The organism is Nostoc sp. CMAA1605 (genome assembly GCF_021596505.1).
Lineage (GTDB): Bacteria > Cyanobacteriota > Cyanobacteriia > Cyanobacteriales > Nostocaceae > Trichormus.
Window position 1 is genome coordinate 16844 of record NZ_PJIZ01000011.1, and the last position, 17471, is coordinate 34314.

Annotated in this window: 14 protein-coding genes, 1 tRNA gene and 1 CRISPR repeat array; of the genes, 14 read left to right on the plus strand and 1 reads right to left on the minus strand. The window is 42.4% G+C overall.

The window, feature by feature from the left end; translation table 11 throughout:
* The first annotated feature begins 390 nt into the window (after positions 1 to 390).
* The 3 genes from CV014_RS06175 (at position 391) to CV014_RS06185 (ending at position 3519) form a co-directional block, all read left to right on the plus strand.
* Positions 391 to 2634 (plus strand): sensor histidine kinase, encoded by a 2244-nt coding sequence (locus tag CV014_RS06175; RefSeq protein ID WP_236141227.1) that lies wholly within the window; start codon positions 391 to 393, stop codon positions 2632 to 2634.
* A gap of 61 nt (positions 2635 to 2695) precedes the next feature.
* A tRNA-Lys gene (locus CV014_RS06180) sits at positions 2696 to 2767 on the plus strand.
* 173 nt (positions 2768 to 2940) lie between these two features.
* Entirely contained in the window at positions 2941 to 3519 is a 579-nt protein-coding gene (locus CV014_RS06185; protein ID WP_236141228.1) for a Uma2 family endonuclease, read from the plus strand.
* Positions 3520 to 3570: 51 nt separating this feature from the next.
* Here CV014_RS06185 and CV014_RS06190 read toward each other — a convergent pair whose 3' ends face one another.
* Positions 3571 to 4530, minus strand: coding sequence for a helix-turn-helix transcriptional regulator (locus tag CV014_RS06190; RefSeq protein WP_236141229.1), 960 nt, complete (start codon positions 4528 to 4530; stop codon positions 3571 to 3573).
* A 51-nt stretch (positions 4531 to 4581) separates the two neighbouring features.
* Here CV014_RS06190 and cas3 point away from each other — a divergent pair, with 51 nt between their 5' ends.
* The 11 genes from cas3 to CV014_RS06245 all read left to right on the plus strand — a co-directional run bounded on the left by cas3 (position 4582) and on the right by CV014_RS06245 (position 17445).
* Positions 4582 to 6699, plus strand: a complete 2118-nt coding sequence (gene cas3 / locus CV014_RS06195; RefSeq protein ID WP_236141230.1) for a type I-D CRISPR-associated helicase Cas3' — start codon at positions 4582 to 4584, stop codon at positions 6697 to 6699.
* 21 nt (positions 6700 to 6720) lie between these two features.
* Complete coding sequence (cas10d, locus tag CV014_RS06200; RefSeq protein ID WP_236141231.1) at positions 6721 to 9678, plus strand: type I-D CRISPR-associated protein Cas10d/Csc3; 2958 nt, start codon at positions 6721 to 6723, stop codon at positions 9676 to 9678.
* Positions 9679 to 10698: a type I-D CRISPR-associated protein Cas7/Csc2 gene (cas7d, locus tag CV014_RS06205; protein WP_236141232.1), complete on the plus strand. Its 1020-nt coding sequence runs from the start codon at positions 9679 to 9681 to the stop codon at positions 10696 to 10698.
* A 107-nt stretch (positions 10699 to 10805) separates the two neighbouring features.
* A complete protein-coding gene (gene cas5d, locus CV014_RS06210) occupies positions 10806 to 11603 on the plus strand; it encodes a type I-D CRISPR-associated protein Cas5/Csc1 (protein WP_236141233.1) in 798 nt (265 codons plus the stop codon).
* Positions 11572 to 12399 carry a CRISPR system precrRNA processing endoribonuclease RAMP protein Cas6 gene (gene cas6, locus CV014_RS06215; protein ID WP_236141234.1) on the plus strand — a complete coding sequence of 276 codons (828 nt, stop codon included), beginning with the start codon at positions 11572 to 11574 and terminating at the stop codon, positions 12397 to 12399. Before cas5d ends, cas6 begins: the two co-directional genes overlap by 32 nt.
* 30 nt (positions 12400 to 12429) lie before the next feature.
* Positions 12430 to 13032: a CRISPR-associated protein Cas4 gene (cas4, locus tag CV014_RS06220; RefSeq protein WP_236141235.1), complete on the plus strand. Its 603-nt coding sequence runs from the start codon at positions 12430 to 12432 to the stop codon at positions 13030 to 13032.
* Between the two features lie 31 nt (positions 13033 to 13063).
* The gene (gene cas1d / locus CV014_RS06225) at positions 13064 to 14041 is read left to right on the plus strand and encodes a type I-D CRISPR-associated endonuclease Cas1d (protein ID WP_236141236.1); all 978 of its coding nucleotides are present in this window, start codon (positions 13064 to 13066) and stop codon (positions 14039 to 14041) included.
* Between the two features lie 160 nt (positions 14042 to 14201).
* Entirely contained in the window at positions 14202 to 14495 is a 294-nt protein-coding gene (gene cas2 / locus CV014_RS06230) for a CRISPR-associated endonuclease Cas2 (RefSeq protein ID WP_236141237.1), read from the plus strand.
* 220 nt (positions 14496 to 14715) lie between these two features.
* A CRISPR array of direct repeats spans positions 14716 to 16018; the repeat unit is 37 nt; unit sequence GTTTCCATCAACCTTTTCCCCGCAAGGGGACTGAAAC.
* Positions 16019 to 16141: 123 nt separating this feature from the next.
* Entirely contained in the window at positions 16142 to 16561 is a 420-nt protein-coding gene (locus tag CV014_RS06235) for a TMEM165/GDT1 family protein (protein WP_236141238.1), read from the plus strand.
* A gap of 42 nt (positions 16562 to 16603) precedes the next feature.
* On the plus strand, positions 16604 to 16915 hold the full coding sequence (locus CV014_RS06240) for a TMEM165/GDT1 family protein (protein ID WP_236141239.1): 312 nt from the start codon (positions 16604 to 16606) through the stop codon (positions 16913 to 16915).
* A gap of 5 nt (positions 16916 to 16920) precedes the next feature.
* The gene (locus CV014_RS06245) at positions 16921 to 17445 is read left to right on the plus strand and encodes a GNAT family N-acetyltransferase (protein WP_236141240.1); all 525 of its coding nucleotides are present in this window, start codon (positions 16921 to 16923) and stop codon (positions 17443 to 17445) included.
* The last annotated feature ends 26 nt before the right edge of the window (positions 17446 to 17471 follow it).

Sequence of the window (17471 nt, forward strand, 5' to 3'; positions counted from 1 at the left end):
GGGGCATTGGTATATATTCCCCTTACACCCCTAAACCCTTACTCCCCTAAACCCCTACTCCCTTCCACCCCTATTTATTAAGAAATATAATATTCATTGATACAATGTTTGTATATAATTAGATATATGCAACAATCTCAGTTTAATCTTCATAAAAAAAATCAATAAAATTAGACTAGCTTGCAAATGCGTTTTAACCTTCACAATATAGGATTTGTTAAGCTGATTGCTATTCACTGGACTAAATTTCTGATAAGAATTAAAGAAAGGCTCAAATATCGTCAGCAAAGACTCATAATCATTCGCTTGAGGCACTAAAAACATTTTATACCAGCGAAATTCACAAATCATTGCCTCCAAGGGTCATTAACATCAGACAGGGACTCTCGCATGAATATAAATTCCGTAGAATCTACAGTCGAGTTGTCGGAAGAATCTCACACTCGTCTTATTTTCGGCACAGCAATTGATGAAAAAAGTAGTGCGGAACAGTTACTACTTAGTATGTATGACTCTGTGCAGACATCTATCTTTGTGGTGGATGTGTTAGAGAATGGTGATTTTTGTTATGTGGGACTTAATCCCACCCATGAACGGTGGATAGGTATCAGTTCGCAGGATTTGCGGGGTAAAAAACCAGAGGATATTCTGACTCCTGTGGATGCAATTAAGGTGCGTCAGCGTTACACTGATTGCGTGCGCTTGGGTAAGACGATTTCCTATGAGCAATGTTTACAGTTTCAGGGAGTTTCGACTTGGTGGAGTACAACATTAACGCCATTGCGGGATGCTAACTCCCGAATTTATCGCATCCTGGGGACTAGTAGTAATATTACCCCGATAAAACAAGTAACTCCAGGCAAAGAGCAATTATTAGCGAAAGCCACCCAAAGAATTCATGATGCTATAGATTTCGATGAGATTCTTCAGCAAACTGTCGAAGATTTACGACATTGTTTAAATTGCGATCGCATCCTCATTTATCAAATGTCTCATGATCACAATGGCGTAGTCATTGCTGAAGCTACGGTGACACCTGATATTTCCCTATTGGGTAAACATTTCCCTGATCCTTGCTTACGTTACCAACATCAAGAACATCGGGGGCGATGTTGTCATCAAATTGTCACAGACATTTATACTGATGGCATCAATAATTGCCAAAGAGATTTTTTAAACTCCTTGCAGGTGAGAGCTCATCTAGTCGTTCCTATTTTATTACAGCAGAATTTGTGGGGATTATTAATCGCTCAATATTGCCATGAACCCCATCAATGGGAGCAAACTGAAATTGATTTACTCCAGCAAATAGCCTTCCAACTGGGAATAGCTACCCACCAGCAAGAACTACAACAGCAAATCAAACAGCTGAAAAATCAGCTAGATTTACACAAACGAGAACACCACACACACCTACAGCAGACAAAAAACTTTCAAAGCTTAGTGCTGAGGGTGACAGAGAAAATTCGGGATCATCCAGAAGAAAAGCTAGTTTTTGCCTACGTTACCCAAGAGTTGACCAAATTATTGCAACTAGAATCTTGCTATATCGAACTCTATAGTCCTGACTGTGCTGTGGTGAGTGTAGTGCATGAGTATGCAGCTACCCAAATTACCTATCAAGGACTCATTAGACAACCGCAAGAGTTATGTGAAATTTATCAGCCACTCTTGCAAAAACAACCTTTCCAGTCTGTAGAAATTGTCCCTGGATGGCATCCTAAATTACTGGTTATTACACAGTTAGCTTGTCCTATTTATGACAAGGATGGGATGTTAGGCAATCTTTGGGTGATTAAACCAACACAACAGAGATTTGAAGAGGTAGAGATTGACTTAGTACAAACTTTAGCCCATGAATGTGCGATCGCCATTCGTCAAACTAGACTCAATGCTAGCAAACAAGCCAGAATCAAAAAACTAGAAACCAAAGAACGTCTCAACCAGGAATTTCTCAAAAACCTCTCCCATGAACTGCAAACACCCATAACCAGCATTAGTCTAGCGGCTCAAACCCTAGAAAGTCTCTTTTTACCCAACGGTACGCTAGATACAGAAATCGCTCCCCAACTCTTACAAATTCTGCATAAAGAATGTGGTAGAGAAAGCCGACTCATAAACGATTTACTCACCCTAATTCATTTGGAGGTAGAACCAGAACCGCCAACCTTAATTAACATCGACTTACAAACGTGGCTTCCTCCCCTCGTCGCCGCTTTTTTAGATGTCACTAGTTGTCAGGGACAGCAATTAAAACTCGATATTGCAACTAATCTCACCCCCCTAGTCACCGACATCACCGAACTAGAACGCATTCTCACCGAACTTTTAAACTATGTGTGCAAATACACCCCCCCAGGAGAATCAATAACAGTCTCTACCCAAACCACAGCCGCAGCATTGCAAATTAGCGTCAGTAATTCGGGGTTAGAAATTTCCACCCAGGATCAAACCCGCATTTTTGAGCCGTTTTACCATATTTCCAAAAATGACCCCTGGAAATATAGAGGTACAGGCTTAGAAATGGCCTTAGTGAAAAAAATGGTCAGACATTTAGGTGGCTCAATTCATGTAGAAAGTGGCGCAGGACAAACAACCTTTATGATCAAATTTCCCCAATCGACTACAATTTAAATTTTCAATTGACTAAATATTGACGAATTAACTATAATATTGTTATTATGATTGTTTGTGTGGGTGACTAGCTCAACGGTAGAGCAGTAGACTCTTAATCTATTGGTTGCGGGTTCAAATCCCTCGTCACCCACTTGCTTTTAAGATTTCTTGGCAGTTAGGATATTGTTTCGCCGAGAGACGCAAAGCCGCAAAAAATTGATAGTTCACTTTACTCAAAAAGCTTAATTCATCCCACATTTATGCAACGTCAGCTTTTCTTCTTAGAGGAGAGAGGTAAATATTTAGTGTTGATGGTGTTTAAGTATGACAGCTTTAACTTTACAATTACCTCCTAATCTGCAATTTACTGATGAGGAATTTGCTCAAATTGTTGCTGTGAATAAAGAATTGCGGCTAGAGTTAACTGCTGAAGGGGAATTAATTATTATGTCACCTACTGGGGGAGAAACTGGAAACCGAAATTTTGATTTATTAGGTCAAATATGGTTTTGGAACAGTCAACATCAGCTAGGAAAAGCGTTTGATTCTTCTACTGGGTTTAAACTACCAAATGGGGCAACTCGTTCGCCTGATGCGGCTTGGATAAGAATAGAAAGATGGGAAGCTTTGACACCAGAACAAAGAAAGAAATTTCTCCCTTTGTGTCCTGACTTTGCAGTGGAATTAGTTTCGGAAACCGATGATGTAGAAGATACTAAAGCGAAGATGCAAGAATATTTAGCCAATGGTTTACAACTCGGTTGGTTAATTAATCCTAAAGATAAACAAGTAATAATTTATCGCCCCAATCAAGCACCAGAATTTTTACAATCTCCCACAAGTTTATCAGGTGAAGATGTTCTCCCTGGTTTTGTTTTAAATTTACAACAGATTTTTGCTTAGATGACTGATTATCTGGATGTTACCGAACAAACTTTTAATCATGTTGGGTTTTCAACCCAAATTTAATTGACCAAAGTAGTTGTCAAGGGCTTTTTGATGAGCATCTTGGATTTGTTGTGCTATCCAAGGCGGATTTAAAACAGTGGCACTTGCGCCGTAGTGTAACATTCTTTGATTAAACCAAAAGATAAAGTCTTCCTGAGCCAGAATATCAACGTATTCTGTGTTTTCTGGGGAAGAGATGATTTTTTCATGGGGTCGGCGGGGTTTATAGGTGGCTAAAGCACCTGTGAGTCGGTAGGTAATATCTATGGTGGGGAATTTACTGTAAATCCAAGGTGTTTGGGAAGCTGCACCAACGCGGATGATCCGATCTACTCTAAAGGCTGAGTTTTGTTCCACATTGGGTCTAGTGGGAATATGGCGACTAAACCAGTCTGGAACTAAGGCAAATAAATATAGTGAACCATCATGCAATCTCAATTCTGATTTGTCTACGTCCCAGTGTCTTTCTTCACCCTTGCTGTTGCAATACCAAATGACAAAGCGGCGTTTTTGTTGTAGGCGTTGTTGTAATTCTTGTAAAACGGCATCTAAATTTTCTTCGCTATAGTTAGCTGGAGGATGAAAATCTGCTGCTAAATTGGGGATGTTGGTTTTGTTGAAGTTCCCAATGCGCCAGATGTGACCAGCTTGAGCCGTAAAACCCATGTCTGAAAGCAATTCTGCTGCCATTGCTAAGGCTTGTTGCTGTTCTGTTGACAAAATCACTGGAAATTTCGATTCTATCAACTCATAGGGACGATTGGGCGCGCTTTTGATGTCAAATCCAGAGTCTCTGAGTTTAGTAATGGTGCGAGCAATTTTTTGGGATAAATCTCCGGCTGCAAAACCGCGATCGCCTAATGCAATAATTAATTCTGCTTTCTTGTGTGGTTTTTGCGCCAGTAGTTTCAATATCTCTAAAGCAAACCCCAATTGGTTAGAGTTAATATCATTTTTTGATACCATCTCTATTTTTTTGTGTATTAGACTTGTGACAACATACACCACAAGCTTAACGTGAAAATTAAATTACTGCCCCTCTATTCCCAACTTAACCCAGGAGTTGGGGCTTGTCCTCTTGGTTGTACGGAGACTTGCCAAGTCAAAAAGCAAGCTCCTAATTTTGGACAGGGTTCTGCTTGTCCTTTATCTTCCCACCAAGCCGAAACTTATGCCGCCGTTCTCAAAGGAGAATCGGAAGTTATCTTTAACACTTCAGCCACAGGTGATGGTAAATCTCTAGCAGCTTATTTGGCGGGTTTACTTAACCTTGATTTGCGAGTCATTGGACTGTACCCGACTATTGAATTAGTCACAGACCAACAAAAGCAAGTTTTCGGCTATTATGAACAGTTTAACCCACAAGGACAGTCATTGATTGACATTCTTTATGGTGCTGAGTTAGCCCGCAGGGTAGAGCAAGGACAAAAAGGTAACAAATTTAAGGAATTACTGCTGACATTTAAGCAAAAACACGTTATCTTGACTAATCCCGATATTTTTCATTTAGTAGCGCATTTTCGCTATCTCAACCCTGCTTATAATCGGGCAGAGTTACCGATTACTTTGGCTAGAAATCTCGATTTATACATTGCTGATGAGTTTCATATTTTTGGTGTGCATCAAGAAGCCGCAATTCTCAACAGTATGCTATTAATTCGTCATAATCGCCCGAAAAAGCGTCCGATGCGTTTCTTGTTTACTTCTGCGACTCCTAAGCCAGAGTTTATGAAAATTCTCAAAACTGCTGGTTTTAAGGTGACGGAGGTGTCAGGAAATTATCAAAGTGAGTCTACACCTGGATTTCGGCAAATATGCCAAGCTGTTAATTTGGAGTTTGTCCAGTTAGACCAAGATACTGATTCTTTAAGCTGGTTAACAAAAGAAGCTGAAAATATTCGCACCCTTTTAGAAGCCGAAGGAAGGGGACGGGGGCTAATTATTCTCAACTCCGTCGCCTTGGTAAGTCGGGCTGTGCGTCAACTCCAGGCTTTACTTCCTGATGTGATTGTGAGGGAAGTTAGCGGACGAATTGACCGACAAGAAAGGGCGATAACCCAAGGTGATTTAGAAAATGCAACCCAATCAGTTTTAGTGGTGGGAACTTCTGCGGTTGATGTGGGTGTAGATTTTAAGATTCATTTGCTGATTTTTGAGGCGAGTGATTCTGCTACTTTTATTCAACGCCTCGGTCGTCTCGGTCGTCATGCTGGTTTTTCAGCTTACCAAGCTTTTGTATTATTACCTAACCGTACTCCTTGGATTATGGCGAGACTGAAAGAGAAGTTAGCAGATAAAGAAGAATCCAGTCGTCTGGAGTTCCGCGAAATTATTACCGAAGCCTTCGATCCTCCCAAAGAGTTTGAACGATACCGCGAATATTGGGGCGCACTCCAAGCCCAAGGTTTGTTAATTAGTATGAGTCCCAAAACAACAGGAGTCATGCAACCCCTACAAACCAGCATGGCGGAAGATTTGCGGCGGGTTTATGGAGAACAATTAGATAAAAAACGCGGACATTGGTTTAACTTGGGGAATGATTCCACGGGGAAAGCTATCCAAGAAGAACTATTGAGATTTCGGGGAGGTTCAGATTTACAAGCTGCTGTTTGGGATGAAGGACGCTTTTATACTTACGATTTGCTGAGATTGTTACCCTATGCAGAAGTGGAAATCATTAATAGAGAAGAATTTATCCAAGCTGCACAACAAGCCAACCATCCCGCCACAGAATTTCCAGAGAAATATATTCAAACTTATCTAAAAGTCCAACGTTGGTCTGATCAAAGATTCCCCATCAGATTAGAATGCGATCGCGGTACAGATGAACTCAAACAATGTACCCTTTCCCTCATCGATAGACTTAGCATCGCCGGACACCCCCAAGCAGAAGTCGGTCGCTGTCTCCGTAAACAAAAACTCCTCACCTTCCTAGTCCAAGTCAATCGCACCCCAGATACCAGCCATTGGGACATTAGCCGCGCCCTACACCTCAACCCCACCTTCGGACTATATCGACTAACAGACGCTGACGAACAAAGCCACGCCTGCGCCTTCAACCAAGATGCACTCCTTCTAGAAGCCCTCAAATGGAGGATTCCCAAATGCGATCGCACAAAACCCTACATCTTTTAATTTTGAATTTTGAATTGATTCATGCTCACACTACTACAAACCCTACTCATAGAAACCCTCCCATCCGACACCGACCCAATTTTACAAACCTTCATCCAAACCATTCTCCCCGCAATGGAAAGAGAATTTGGATTAATTCCCGCAATGGGAGGGTCAGAAACAGCCCACTATCAAACCCTCATCAAACAGGGCGATCGCTATGCAAATGAAAACGCTAAACGCTGGGCTACAAAACCCGACCAAAGCCTCTTAGTTCACGTCCTCAATGGACTATTAACAGCCTGGAATCTCAGCCTTTATTTACCCCAACACCGACAACTCAAAGAAGCCGAAAAACGCTTACTATGCTTAGGTTTAACCCTACACGACTACAACAAATATGTACGGGGTCAAGGCGAAGAACAACCACCACCAAAAGCCCACGAAATTGATGCAATCATTAACTTATGCCGTGAATTAGGCGAAAAACTAGACTTTCAACTGTTTTGGGATCAATGGCAAGATTATTTACTAGAAATTGCCTATCTCGCCCAAAATACTCAATTTAGCGTTGATAGTAACTCGATTCTTTCTAACTGGGAGAACGATGAACGCCAATTTACTCTAGATGACCGTCGTTTGAATGATGTCTTACGTCACCTATTAGCCTTTGGTGATGTGGCAGTTCACATGGGCGACCCCGCAGAGGTTGTCACCACCACAAAAGGCGATCGCCTCCAAGATCATCTCGACTGGCTCAACATTCCCCAAAAATTGGTTTACCATCGCCTGCGGGATTGTCGGGGTTTAATTACCAACCAAATTCATAACGCCGTCGTCAATTTTGCCCGTCAGTTGGGATGGAATCCGATTCTTTATTTTGCTCAGGGTGCAGTATATCTCACTCCCACGGATGTAATCACACCCGACTTAGCAGATATTCAAACGGCTGTGTGGGAAAGTCTGATTCGAGGCGATGAAGACAACAATCAACTAGGATTAGCCGCATACTTCCAACGCGGTGATGTGGGTTTTGTTCGTGATGGGAAGGGAATGAAAATTGCTCCCCAGACTTTAGAGTTGTTTACCCCTGCTGACTTGATTCGTCTACTTCCTAGCGTCGTACAAATCAAAGTCGCCAATGTCAAATCTCCAGCTACACCCAAGCGGTTAGAAAAATTAACTCTCACGGATGCAGAAAAAACCTTTTTATTACAAGGTGCAGATATTCGGGCTGATAGATTAGCCGAGTTGATTATCTTGGCACAACGAGAATTTTTTGAAGGTAGTCAAGACTACATACCTTGGATGCTGTCAGCTTTGGAATTGCAAGGCACAATATCACCAGAACAAACACAGGTACAATCAGGGGGTGTAAATTATGGCTGGTATCAAGCCGCAGCCCATTACATAGCAACTCACGCCACCTTAGACGAGGGACAGGTAAAAGACTTTTTAGGAAAATTAAGCGATCGCCTCGCTACTTGGGCAGAGCAAAATAATTTACTCAAAGCCAATAGTAGTCCTACTTATGAGGCTTTTATTCACTACTTAGCTCAATATTTGGAGGTTTATCCCTCTAATCAGCCAGCAGTTGAGTTTGCTAATGAACTAAATACATATTCTTTAGCAAAAGTCAATAATCAAGCCATTTGTTCTTTAAGTGCAGGCGATCCTGATGCTGAGGATCAACTAGATACTGTCGTCCTATTCAAACCCCAACAATACAGCAACAAAAACGCCTTGGGAGGAGGACGCATTAAACGGGGTATTTCTAAAATCTGGTCATTAGAAATGCTGATGCGTCAAGCCTTTTGGACTGGTGCGTCGGGAAAATTAGAAGAACAACAGCCTGTATTTTTATATATCTTCCCGGCTTACGTCTACTCACCCCAAGTTGCTGTCGCAGTGCGGCGACTGGTGAAGGAACTCAAACGCGTCAACCTGTGGGAAGTCCGCAAACATTGGTTAGATGGGGGGATGCAATATAGCGGACTGCAAACTTTGTCTTGGCGGGATGAGGCGGAAATCGGTAGATATGGTGATAGTTACTCCCGTGCAGACTTGCCATTTATGGCAATGACTTATACCACTACCAGGGGTAAAACTACTACAGATGCTTGGGTAGAACCGAGTTTTTTAGCCTTAGCATTACCTACACTTTTAGGTGTGAAAGTAGTTGCTACAAGTAGTCCTGACCCACTTTACGCCAGCGACCAAGAATTTGTAGAGTCAGCCAAACTAGACGGGGCGGCGGGATTTTGGCAAATATTAGGTATAAATCAAAACCTACGATTGCAGGATTTAGCACCAGCCTTAGAACGGCTATTGATAGCTTACAGCATTCATTTAGAGTTTCGCAGTTCCCCACCGGATGCACGTTGGCAAGCCTTGAATGGGACAGCCAGAGATTTAGCCACCGATGTATTAAATGTATTTGCGATCGCTAATGAAGGAATCCGCGAAAACAAACGAGAACCAAGCCCAGAAGATGTTAAACGTATTTGGAAATATGCCCAACTCTGGATAACAGGAGATCAAAAGATGACCGAAAAATTGCAATTAATTGAACGCTTGGTAAAAGAGTATCGCCAATTTTATCAAGTGAATGTTGGGGAATCTAGTCATGCAGTTTTACTCCCACTGGCGAAAGCTTTGGAAGTAATTTTGACAGTTCCCGAACAGATAGCGAGAGAAGACGTAATTTTGCAAGCGGCGGGACAACTCAATGATGCACTAGAACGACAAGAAGTTTATAAACGCCCGTTTTTAATGGATAAATCCGTCGATATTTCCACACGTAAAGCCCAGGAATTAGCAGCAATTCATACCTTTATGACAACCTGCGTAGATGAATTATTCTTGGGACTTTATAAAGGCGATCGCGCTTTACTCCAAGAAAACCGCAACCGCATTAAATCCGGTGCTGAATTTGCTTATCGCTTGTTAGCTGCACAAGAAAAACAAACCGAAAAAACACAAACTAAAGGAGAAAAATAAATGACTATTCTTAACACCATAAAACCAGAATTTCAAACAGCTTTCCCCCGTTTAGCATCTGGCAAATACGTTCACTTTTTAATGGTGCGTCACAGTCAATCCTTCCCCGTATTTCAAACCGATGGCGTTTTGAATACAGCCCGCACCCAAGCAGGAATTACTACCCAAGAAGCCATCAGTCGCTTAGTCATGTTCAAGCGTAAGCAAGTAAGTCCTGAGCGATTAGTTGGTAGGGAGCTTTTACGCTCGTTGAATCTCATAGACTCAGAAGACAAGAAAGTTGAAAACTTTTGTAGATACGGTGCAGAACAGTTTTGCGGGAAATGTCCAGACTGTGTAATCTATGGTTTTGCTGTTGGTGATAGTGGTTCAGAACGCTCAAAAGTTTACTCTGATTCTGCGTTTTCTCTCAGTGTATATCAAGAATCTCACAAGAGTTTTACTTTTAATTCTTTAAGTGAATCAGGAACAATGATGTTAGATTATGATGACCCTAAAAGGAGCGAAAGTAATAAAGTACGTTCATCAATCAATGAACTGGATCATATATTACCAGAAATTACCTTTCCCACAGTAGAAACCCTCCGCGACCCCACCTATGAAGGCTTTTTATATGTGTTAGGAAACCTGATGCGGACTCGTCGCTACGGCGCACAAGAATCAAGAACAGGGACAATGGCAAATCATATCATTGGCATTGCCTTATGTGATGGCGAAATATTCAGTAACCTCCACTTTACCCAAGCCTTGTATGATGCCTTAAAACCAGATATTAACGCCCCAATTGCCGACATTCTCAACAAAGCCACAGAAGTGACAACCAACTTACTCAACCAAGAACCCATTCGGAAAACTCAAGTCATTACCGGTTCTCAATTACATGATTTATTGAGTGAAGTCGCAACCATTTATCAAGATGAAACTCAATTACGGGATACACTGAATACTTTGTATCAACAAACCAAAGTTTACGCAGAAACCTACGGCGCGATCGCAGGTAAGAAAGGGAAAGGGAAATAAGGCAGGGGGGCAGGGAGCAGGGGGGGCAGGGGGGGCAGGGGGAGCAGGGGGGGCAGGGGGAGCAGGGGGAGCAGGGGGAGCAGGGGGAGCAGGGGGAGAAAAATACAATGCCCTATGCCCAATGCCCTATGCCCAATGCCCCATGCCCAATGCCCAATTCGCAACCAAGAGAGCTAACAATGATAATTTACGAATGCAAACTAACCCTCCACGACAATGTATTTTTTGCGACTCGTGAAATGGGGATTCTCTATGAAACCGAAAAATATCTGCACAATTGGGCGTTGAGTTTTGCTTTCTTTGAAGCAGAGTATATCCCAAAACCTTATCGACTTAAAGGGGCGATCGCTCAAAAACCTAGTTATTTAGACGCAAGTCAAGAGCAAAATCTGTTACATCTCAACCAAGCAGGAATTTATGTTTTTCCCGCTTTACCTGTGGTTTGGTCTTATCAAGTCAATACCTTCAAAGCCGCACAAGTCGCCTACTATGGTAAATCTGTGCAGTTCGGTGGCGATGGTGCGAAACGTAATTATCCCATTAATTACGGTCGTGCTAAGGAATTAGCCGTAGGTAGTCGGTATAAAACCTATATTATCGCTAGTGCAGATGTGATAATTCCCCATTGGGTAAGATTGGGTAAATGGTCGGCGAAGGTACAAGTTGAAACCACAAAAATTACAGAATGGAAGGAACGCTCTGGACAATATATCAGTAAGCATCCCTTAAATCCCTTAGACTTACCCCCATCATCCAGACTACTACTTTACAACCGCATTGTCATGCCTCCTGTAAGTTTAGTTAGTCAAGCGCAACTGACTGGCGACTATTGGGAATTACCTGATAAAACCTGTTTACCTGCTGGAGTCTCCTATGGTGCTGGAACTGATATCATCACCGCCTAAATCCACTAGTCTATATGCTGTGGTAATTCAACTGGGTGCGACTTCGGGAAAAATTATCCCTGCTAGTCTGGGGAGAGCAATTCATGCTCAGGTTATGGACTGGCTGAGATTAGCAGATCCGCAAACCGCAGATATTATCCACCGCGCACAAGTTTCACCCTTTAGTGTTTCCGGCTTGATGGGATACCGTCGTCAACCCCGAACCAAACCAGGCGATGATTTTATTTTTCGCATCGGTTTGCTAGATGGAGATTTGATTGAGCCATTATTAAAAGGTATAGAACTTTGGCACAGTGAACGACTCAATTTGGGTGAATGTCAGTTTGTCTTACGCGGTTTTTATACTTTACCTGGTACTCATCCTTTAGCAGATATTTCTGATTACAACACACTAGCAAATATAGACAACATCTCTGAAGAAATCACACTAAAATTTCTGTCTCCGACTAGTTTTAAGCAAGCTAAAAAAGTACAACCTTTTCCCTTACCAGAGTTAGTATTTGATAATTTGTGGCGACGTTGGAATACTTTTGCACCCCCAGAATTAAAGTTTCCGGCTGTAGAATGGAATGCTCAAATTGCAGCTTTTGAACTGAAAACCTATGCTTTAAAGTTAGAAGCTAGCGCAGAAATTGGGGCTGAAGGTTGGGTGAAATATCAGTTTTTAGAGCCAGAAGCAGCGAGAATTGCGACAGTATTAGCTAATTTCGCCAGCTTCGCCGGTGTCGGACGTAAAACCGCGATGGGGATGGGACAGGTATCAATTCAAAATTCAAAATTCAAAATTCAAAATTAAGAAATTTAGATTTATATTGACTATGCGCTTATGACAGAAGACTACTTGCCCCTAGCGTATCTTAACGCTTGGGAATATTGTCCACGCCGATTTTATTTGGAATATGTGTTGGGTGAAATGGAAGACAATGAACATATTATTTTAGGTCGCCATATTCACCGCAATGTGAATGAAGAAACCACATTTCAAGAGGGAGAAACCCTAATTCATCAACAACAATGGGTGTGGAGCGATCGCCTAAAAGTTGCTGGTATTATTGATGCTGTGGAAGAATGCGACGGTCAACTTATCCCAGTGGAATACAAAAAAGGCAAGATGGCACAGCATCTTAACGATCATTTTCAACTGTGTGCAGCCGCTTTGTGTTTAGAGGAACGCACTGGACACACTATTACCTATGGTGAAATATTCTATCACGCTAACCGCAAAAGACAGACAGTAGCATTCACCCCAGAACTCCGGCAAATGACAGAACAGGCAATTTTACTAGCTCAACTTGCTGCCTATAAAGCTATGCCTGCACCAATTGACCACACCAAGAAATGTAAATCATGTAGTTTACAAAATATTTGTCTACCTGTTGAAGTTAGGCAATTACAAAAATCCCATCTCTCCACAAGCGACGATTTTTAACCTCATTCACCAACTATTTCACATCTAATATATGCCTATCCTCTACGTCACTCAAGCTGATGCTGTTTTGAGCAAGAATTATGAAGCCTTTAATATTGCTCTCAAACAAGAAGATGGTTCTTGGAAAAAACAAAGTGTCCCAGCACAAACTGTAGAACAAGTAGTGTTAATGGGAAATCCCCAAGTTACAGGGGATGCTCTGATGTATGCTTTAGAATTGGGAATGCCAGTGCATTACCTATCTCACTTTGGTAAATATCTTGGGTCTGCACTTCCTGGTTCTTCCCGTAATGGTCAACTCCGATTAGCTCAGTATCAGGTATATCATGATCCTGTGCGGCGGTTGGAACTGGTGCAAACAATAGTAGCGGCTAAAATTCACAATCAATATCAAGTTTTGTACCGCCAAAATCAACGGGATAACCCCCTAAAAGAACGTAAAAATCAAGTTAAAAACCAGAAAACCATAGACCAAGTGAGAGGTATTGAAGGGTTAGCCGCCAAAGAATATTTTGCTTGCTGGCCGGATATGGTAGGAAAACAGTGGACTTTTAACGGCAGAAATCGCCGTCCACCCACAGATCCCGTCAATTCACTCCTCAGTTTCGCCTATGGTTTGTTGCGAGTGCAAGTAACTGCGGCTGTTCATGTCACCGGTTTAGATCCATATATAGGATACCTCCACGAAGTACATCACGGTCAGCCTGCAATGGTACTCGATTTAATGGAAGAGTTCCGAGCTTTAATTGCCGATAATATTGTGCTGACTGTATTACATAAACGCGAAATTCAACCGCAAGATTTTGATGAAAGTTTAGGTGCTTATCGGCTGAAAGAAGCTGCTAAAAAATCATTTTTGCAAGCCTTTGAACGCAAAATGAAGGATGAGTTTAAGCATCCTGTTTTTGAATATCGATGCACTTATCGCCGCGCCATAGAATTACAAGCCAGGTTACTCAGTCGTCATTTGCAAGAAGGAATTCCCTATAAAGCCTTGGCTTTACGTTAAGTAGAGCGACTAGAAAAAACCAAACTATATTCAGCAATGCAAAAATCCTAAGATTCAGTTTGTAGTAAGGACTTTAGTCCTTTTCTATTCGCGCAGCCTCTCGGAGAGAACTAAAGTTCTCACTACAAACCTTTCATTGTTTACCTTGTTCTACTTAATTATGACCAAACTATTTTATCTGATCATTTACGACCTGCCAGACAATAAAGCAGCAAATAAACGCCGCACGCGGTTGCATAAAATGCTTTCTGGTTACGGCAAATGGACGCAATACAGTGTATTTGAGTGTTTTTTAACAGCAGTCCAATTTGCTACACTACAAACAAAAGTCGAAAAACTCATCAAACCTGAAGAGGATTCTGTACGAATATACGTACTCGATGCGGGCGCAGTGAAAAGAACTATTACATATGGTTCAGAAATACCTCGACAAGAACAAGTTATAGTCTTATGATGGGTTTATTAACTTGATGTTTGACCAGTCGAAGCGGGGTCAAAAACCCCAGTGATTCGTCAAAATCGCCAGAACCTTGACAACATAATAATTACAGCGTTTCGATAGTTCGGGAAGTTGCGAATTACTCGCAATAAGGTGGGCTGAAATCGACCTAATTTTGCGACTCGTCAAAATGCTTCCCAGGAAGCTTGCTCTATATAAGTTTCAGTACCGAGCAGTTTCCATCAACCTTTTCCCCGCAAGGGGACTGAAACCTGAATAGTTCATGCTATTAAGTGAAAAGTTTTATTTGGAAGTTTCCATCAACCTTTTCCCCGCAAGGGGACTGAAACCTTTGAATTCTTGAACTCTAGACTTGAGCCGTTTTAGTTTCCATCAACCTTTTCCCCGCAAGGGGACTGAAACTTTACCCAGGCGATTGATGCTGTTTATGAGGAAAAAGTTTCCATCAACCTTTTCCCCGCAAGGGGACTGAAACGTTGCATCTGTTTCAGTTTCTAGAATGCTGTAAGGTAAGTTTCCATCAACCTTTTCCCCGCAAGGGGACTGAAACGAGTAGACTTTGTAACTGGAGAATTACAACTAACCTCAGAAGTTTCCATCAACCTTTTCCCCGCAAGGGGACTGAAACATCACTCAAGAAATCTTTGTTTAGCCACCAAATCCAAGGCGCGTGTTTCCATCAACCTTTTCCCCGCAAGGGGACTGAAACTTCTTGATCTCTGGTTTTGTTCGTTATAGCTTTGGACTGTTTCCATCAACCTTTTCCCCGCAAGGGGACTGAAACCTACCTGAAGCCAACTGGATAGTAGCAGATGCACTGTTTCCATCAACCTTTTCCCCGCAAGGGGACTGAAACACGTACAAACGCTTCCATTAACTACGAAGCATACTCGTTTCCATCAACCTTTTCCCCGCAAGGGGACTGAAACCCCTATGCAACCCGGCAATCTACCTTGCCCAATAGTTTCCATCAACCTTTTCCCCGCAAGGGGACTGAAACGTTTCTTTAGAGTCATCTAAAGCAGTTTCAGATAAATCGCGTTTCCATCAACCTTTTCCCCGCAAGGGGACTGAAACTCTCACTGGACTCCGCCACCATGCAGAGATCCCAAGGTTTCCATCAACCTTTTCCCCGCAAGGGGACTGAAACATCCCTTTGAATACGGAAAGTCTGATAGATATGTATTGTTTCCATCAACCTTTTCCCCGCAAGGGGACTGAAACCTCCCTACGATATTGTCGTCAGACGCAAAGGACACAGTTTCCATCAACCTTTTCCCCGCAAGGGGACTGAAACCTCTTTTCCTCCTTCCAACTCTTTGCCTTCCGTCCAGTTTCCATCAACCTTTTCCCCGCAAGGGGACTGAAACAGGAATTAACGTTAGCTACTTTATTTGGCAAAATGTGTTTCCATCAACCTTTTCCCCGCAAGGGGACTGAAACACTATTTGAGGACTGCTGGCTACAGCGAAAGCGATCCGTTTCCATCAACCTTTTCCCCGCAAGGGGAATAAAACCAATCCTTGACTAGATGTTATCTCCGAGAAAAATTGCATTTTTGCGGTAGAGTTGCAATTTATGACACCCATCTGCAAAAATGAGAAGAATATGAAAAATATCTAGTAACAAAACTACTGCCTGTGAAACTTGACTCTGCACCTGTAATCCTAACTGGCGTATCTGCGTCTAAGAACCAGCCAGCATTAACAATGACTACCGAATCTAGCACAATGGAAACGATTCAGCCTGTAGTTAGTGCTGAGAGCCAGAAAAAACAAGATTCACCACTTATTGTTTTCGCTACTACTTTTATTACGATTTTTCTCGCGGAAATTGGCGATAAAACCCAACTCTCAACTTTATTAATGAGTGCAGAATCCCATGCACCTTGGGTAGTATTTCTCGGTTCTGCATCTGCACTGATTACCACCAGCTTATTAGGCGTATTGTTAGGTAGTTGGATTTCTAAAAAATTCAGTCCCAAAATTCTAGACAAATCAGCCGGAATCATGCTGCTTTTCGTCTCCGTCATGCTGTTCTGGGATGTATTACAAGGTTAATCTTTCCCATTCCCCATTCCCTATCCCCCCTTCCCCAATATTATGGATTGGCATCTTTTAGGACTGAGTTTTATTACAGTATTTATTTCCGAGTTAGGCGACAAAAGCCAACTAGCGGCGATCGCACTTTCTGGGCGTGGTCAATCTGTGCGTGCGGTTTTCTTTGGGAGTGCGGCGGCGTTACTCTTGGCTAGTTTCTTGGGTGCATTAGCTGGGGGTGCAGTTGCAGAGGTACTCCCCACCCGTTTATTAAAAGCGATCGCGGCTGTAGGTTTTGCGGTTCTGGCTGTGCGGCTATTATTCTTTAATAATGAAGAATCGTCAGATACTGAGCAGACTCCTGAAAATCTGTAGCTGTAATGCTAATTCCCCAACTTGCGACACCCCGCTTAATTTTACGGGCATTTAAACAGCAAGACTTCGACGCTTACGCCGATATGTGCGGAGATTCCGAAGTGATGCGTTATATCGGCTATGGTAAACCTTTATCCCGTGAGGAATCATGGCGCAATCTAGCAATGATGCTGGGACATTGGCAATTGCGGGGTTATGGAATGTGGGCGGTTGAGGAAAAATCCAGTGGCGAAATGATTGGTAGAATCGGCTATTGGCAACCGGAAGACTGGCCGGGACTAGAAATTGGCTGGTCTTTGCGGCGACAATTTTGGGGTTTGGGCTATGCTACCGAAGGTGCAAAGGCGGCGATGGCTTACGGCTTTGAAAATTGGGGAATAACCCAGTTAATCAGCTTAATTCGTCCTGAAAATCAAGCCTCTAGACGGGTAGCGGAAAAAATAGGCGAAAAGTTGCAGAGTTCGATTACTCTTCTGGGTGGAGAAGCTTTACTTTACAGCATTAACAAGGAAGATTTTCACAAAATATAGGTATTTAAGCCCCCAGATGTTCTTTC

Bases quoted from the DNA above. Each gene is read 5' to 3' on its own strand.
- CV014_RS06175 (WP_236141227.1), top strand. From the start codon at position 391: ATGAATATAAATTCCGTAGAATCTACAGTCGAGTTGTCGGAAGAATCT.
- cas7d (WP_236141232.1), top strand. From the start codon at position 9,679: ATGACTATTCTTAACACCATAAAACCAGAATTTCAAACAGCTTTCCCC.
- CV014_RS06245 (WP_236141240.1), top strand. From the start codon at position 16,921: ATGCTAATTCCCCAACTTGCGACACCCCGCTTAATTTTACGGGCATTT.
- cas6 (WP_236141234.1), top strand. From the start codon at position 11,572: ATGGTGCTGGAACTGATATCATCACCGCCTAAATCCACTAGTCTATAT.
- CV014_RS06185 (WP_236141228.1), top strand. From the start codon at position 2,941: ATGACAGCTTTAACTTTACAATTACCTCCTAATCTGCAATTTACTGAT.
- cas2 (WP_236141237.1), top strand. From the start codon at position 14,202: ATGACCAAACTATTTTATCTGATCATTTACGACCTGCCAGACAATAAA.
- cas10d (WP_236141231.1), top strand. From the start codon at position 6,721: ATGCTCACACTACTACAAACCCTACTCATAGAAACCCTCCCATCCGAC.
- cas4 (WP_236141235.1), top strand. From the start codon at position 12,430: ATGACAGAAGACTACTTGCCCCTAGCGTATCTTAACGCTTGGGAATAT.
- CV014_RS06240 (WP_236141239.1), top strand. From the start codon at position 16,604: ATGGATTGGCATCTTTTAGGACTGAGTTTTATTACAGTATTTATTTCC.
- cas1d (WP_236141236.1), top strand. From the start codon at position 13,064: ATGCCTATCCTCTACGTCACTCAAGCTGATGCTGTTTTGAGCAAGAAT.
- CV014_RS06190 (WP_236141229.1), bottom strand. From the start codon at position 4,530: ATGGTATCAAAAAATGATATTAACTCTAACCAATTGGGGTTTGCTTTA.
- cas5d (WP_236141233.1), top strand. From the start codon at position 10,806: ATGCCCTATGCCCAATGCCCTATGCCCAATGCCCCATGCCCAATGCCC.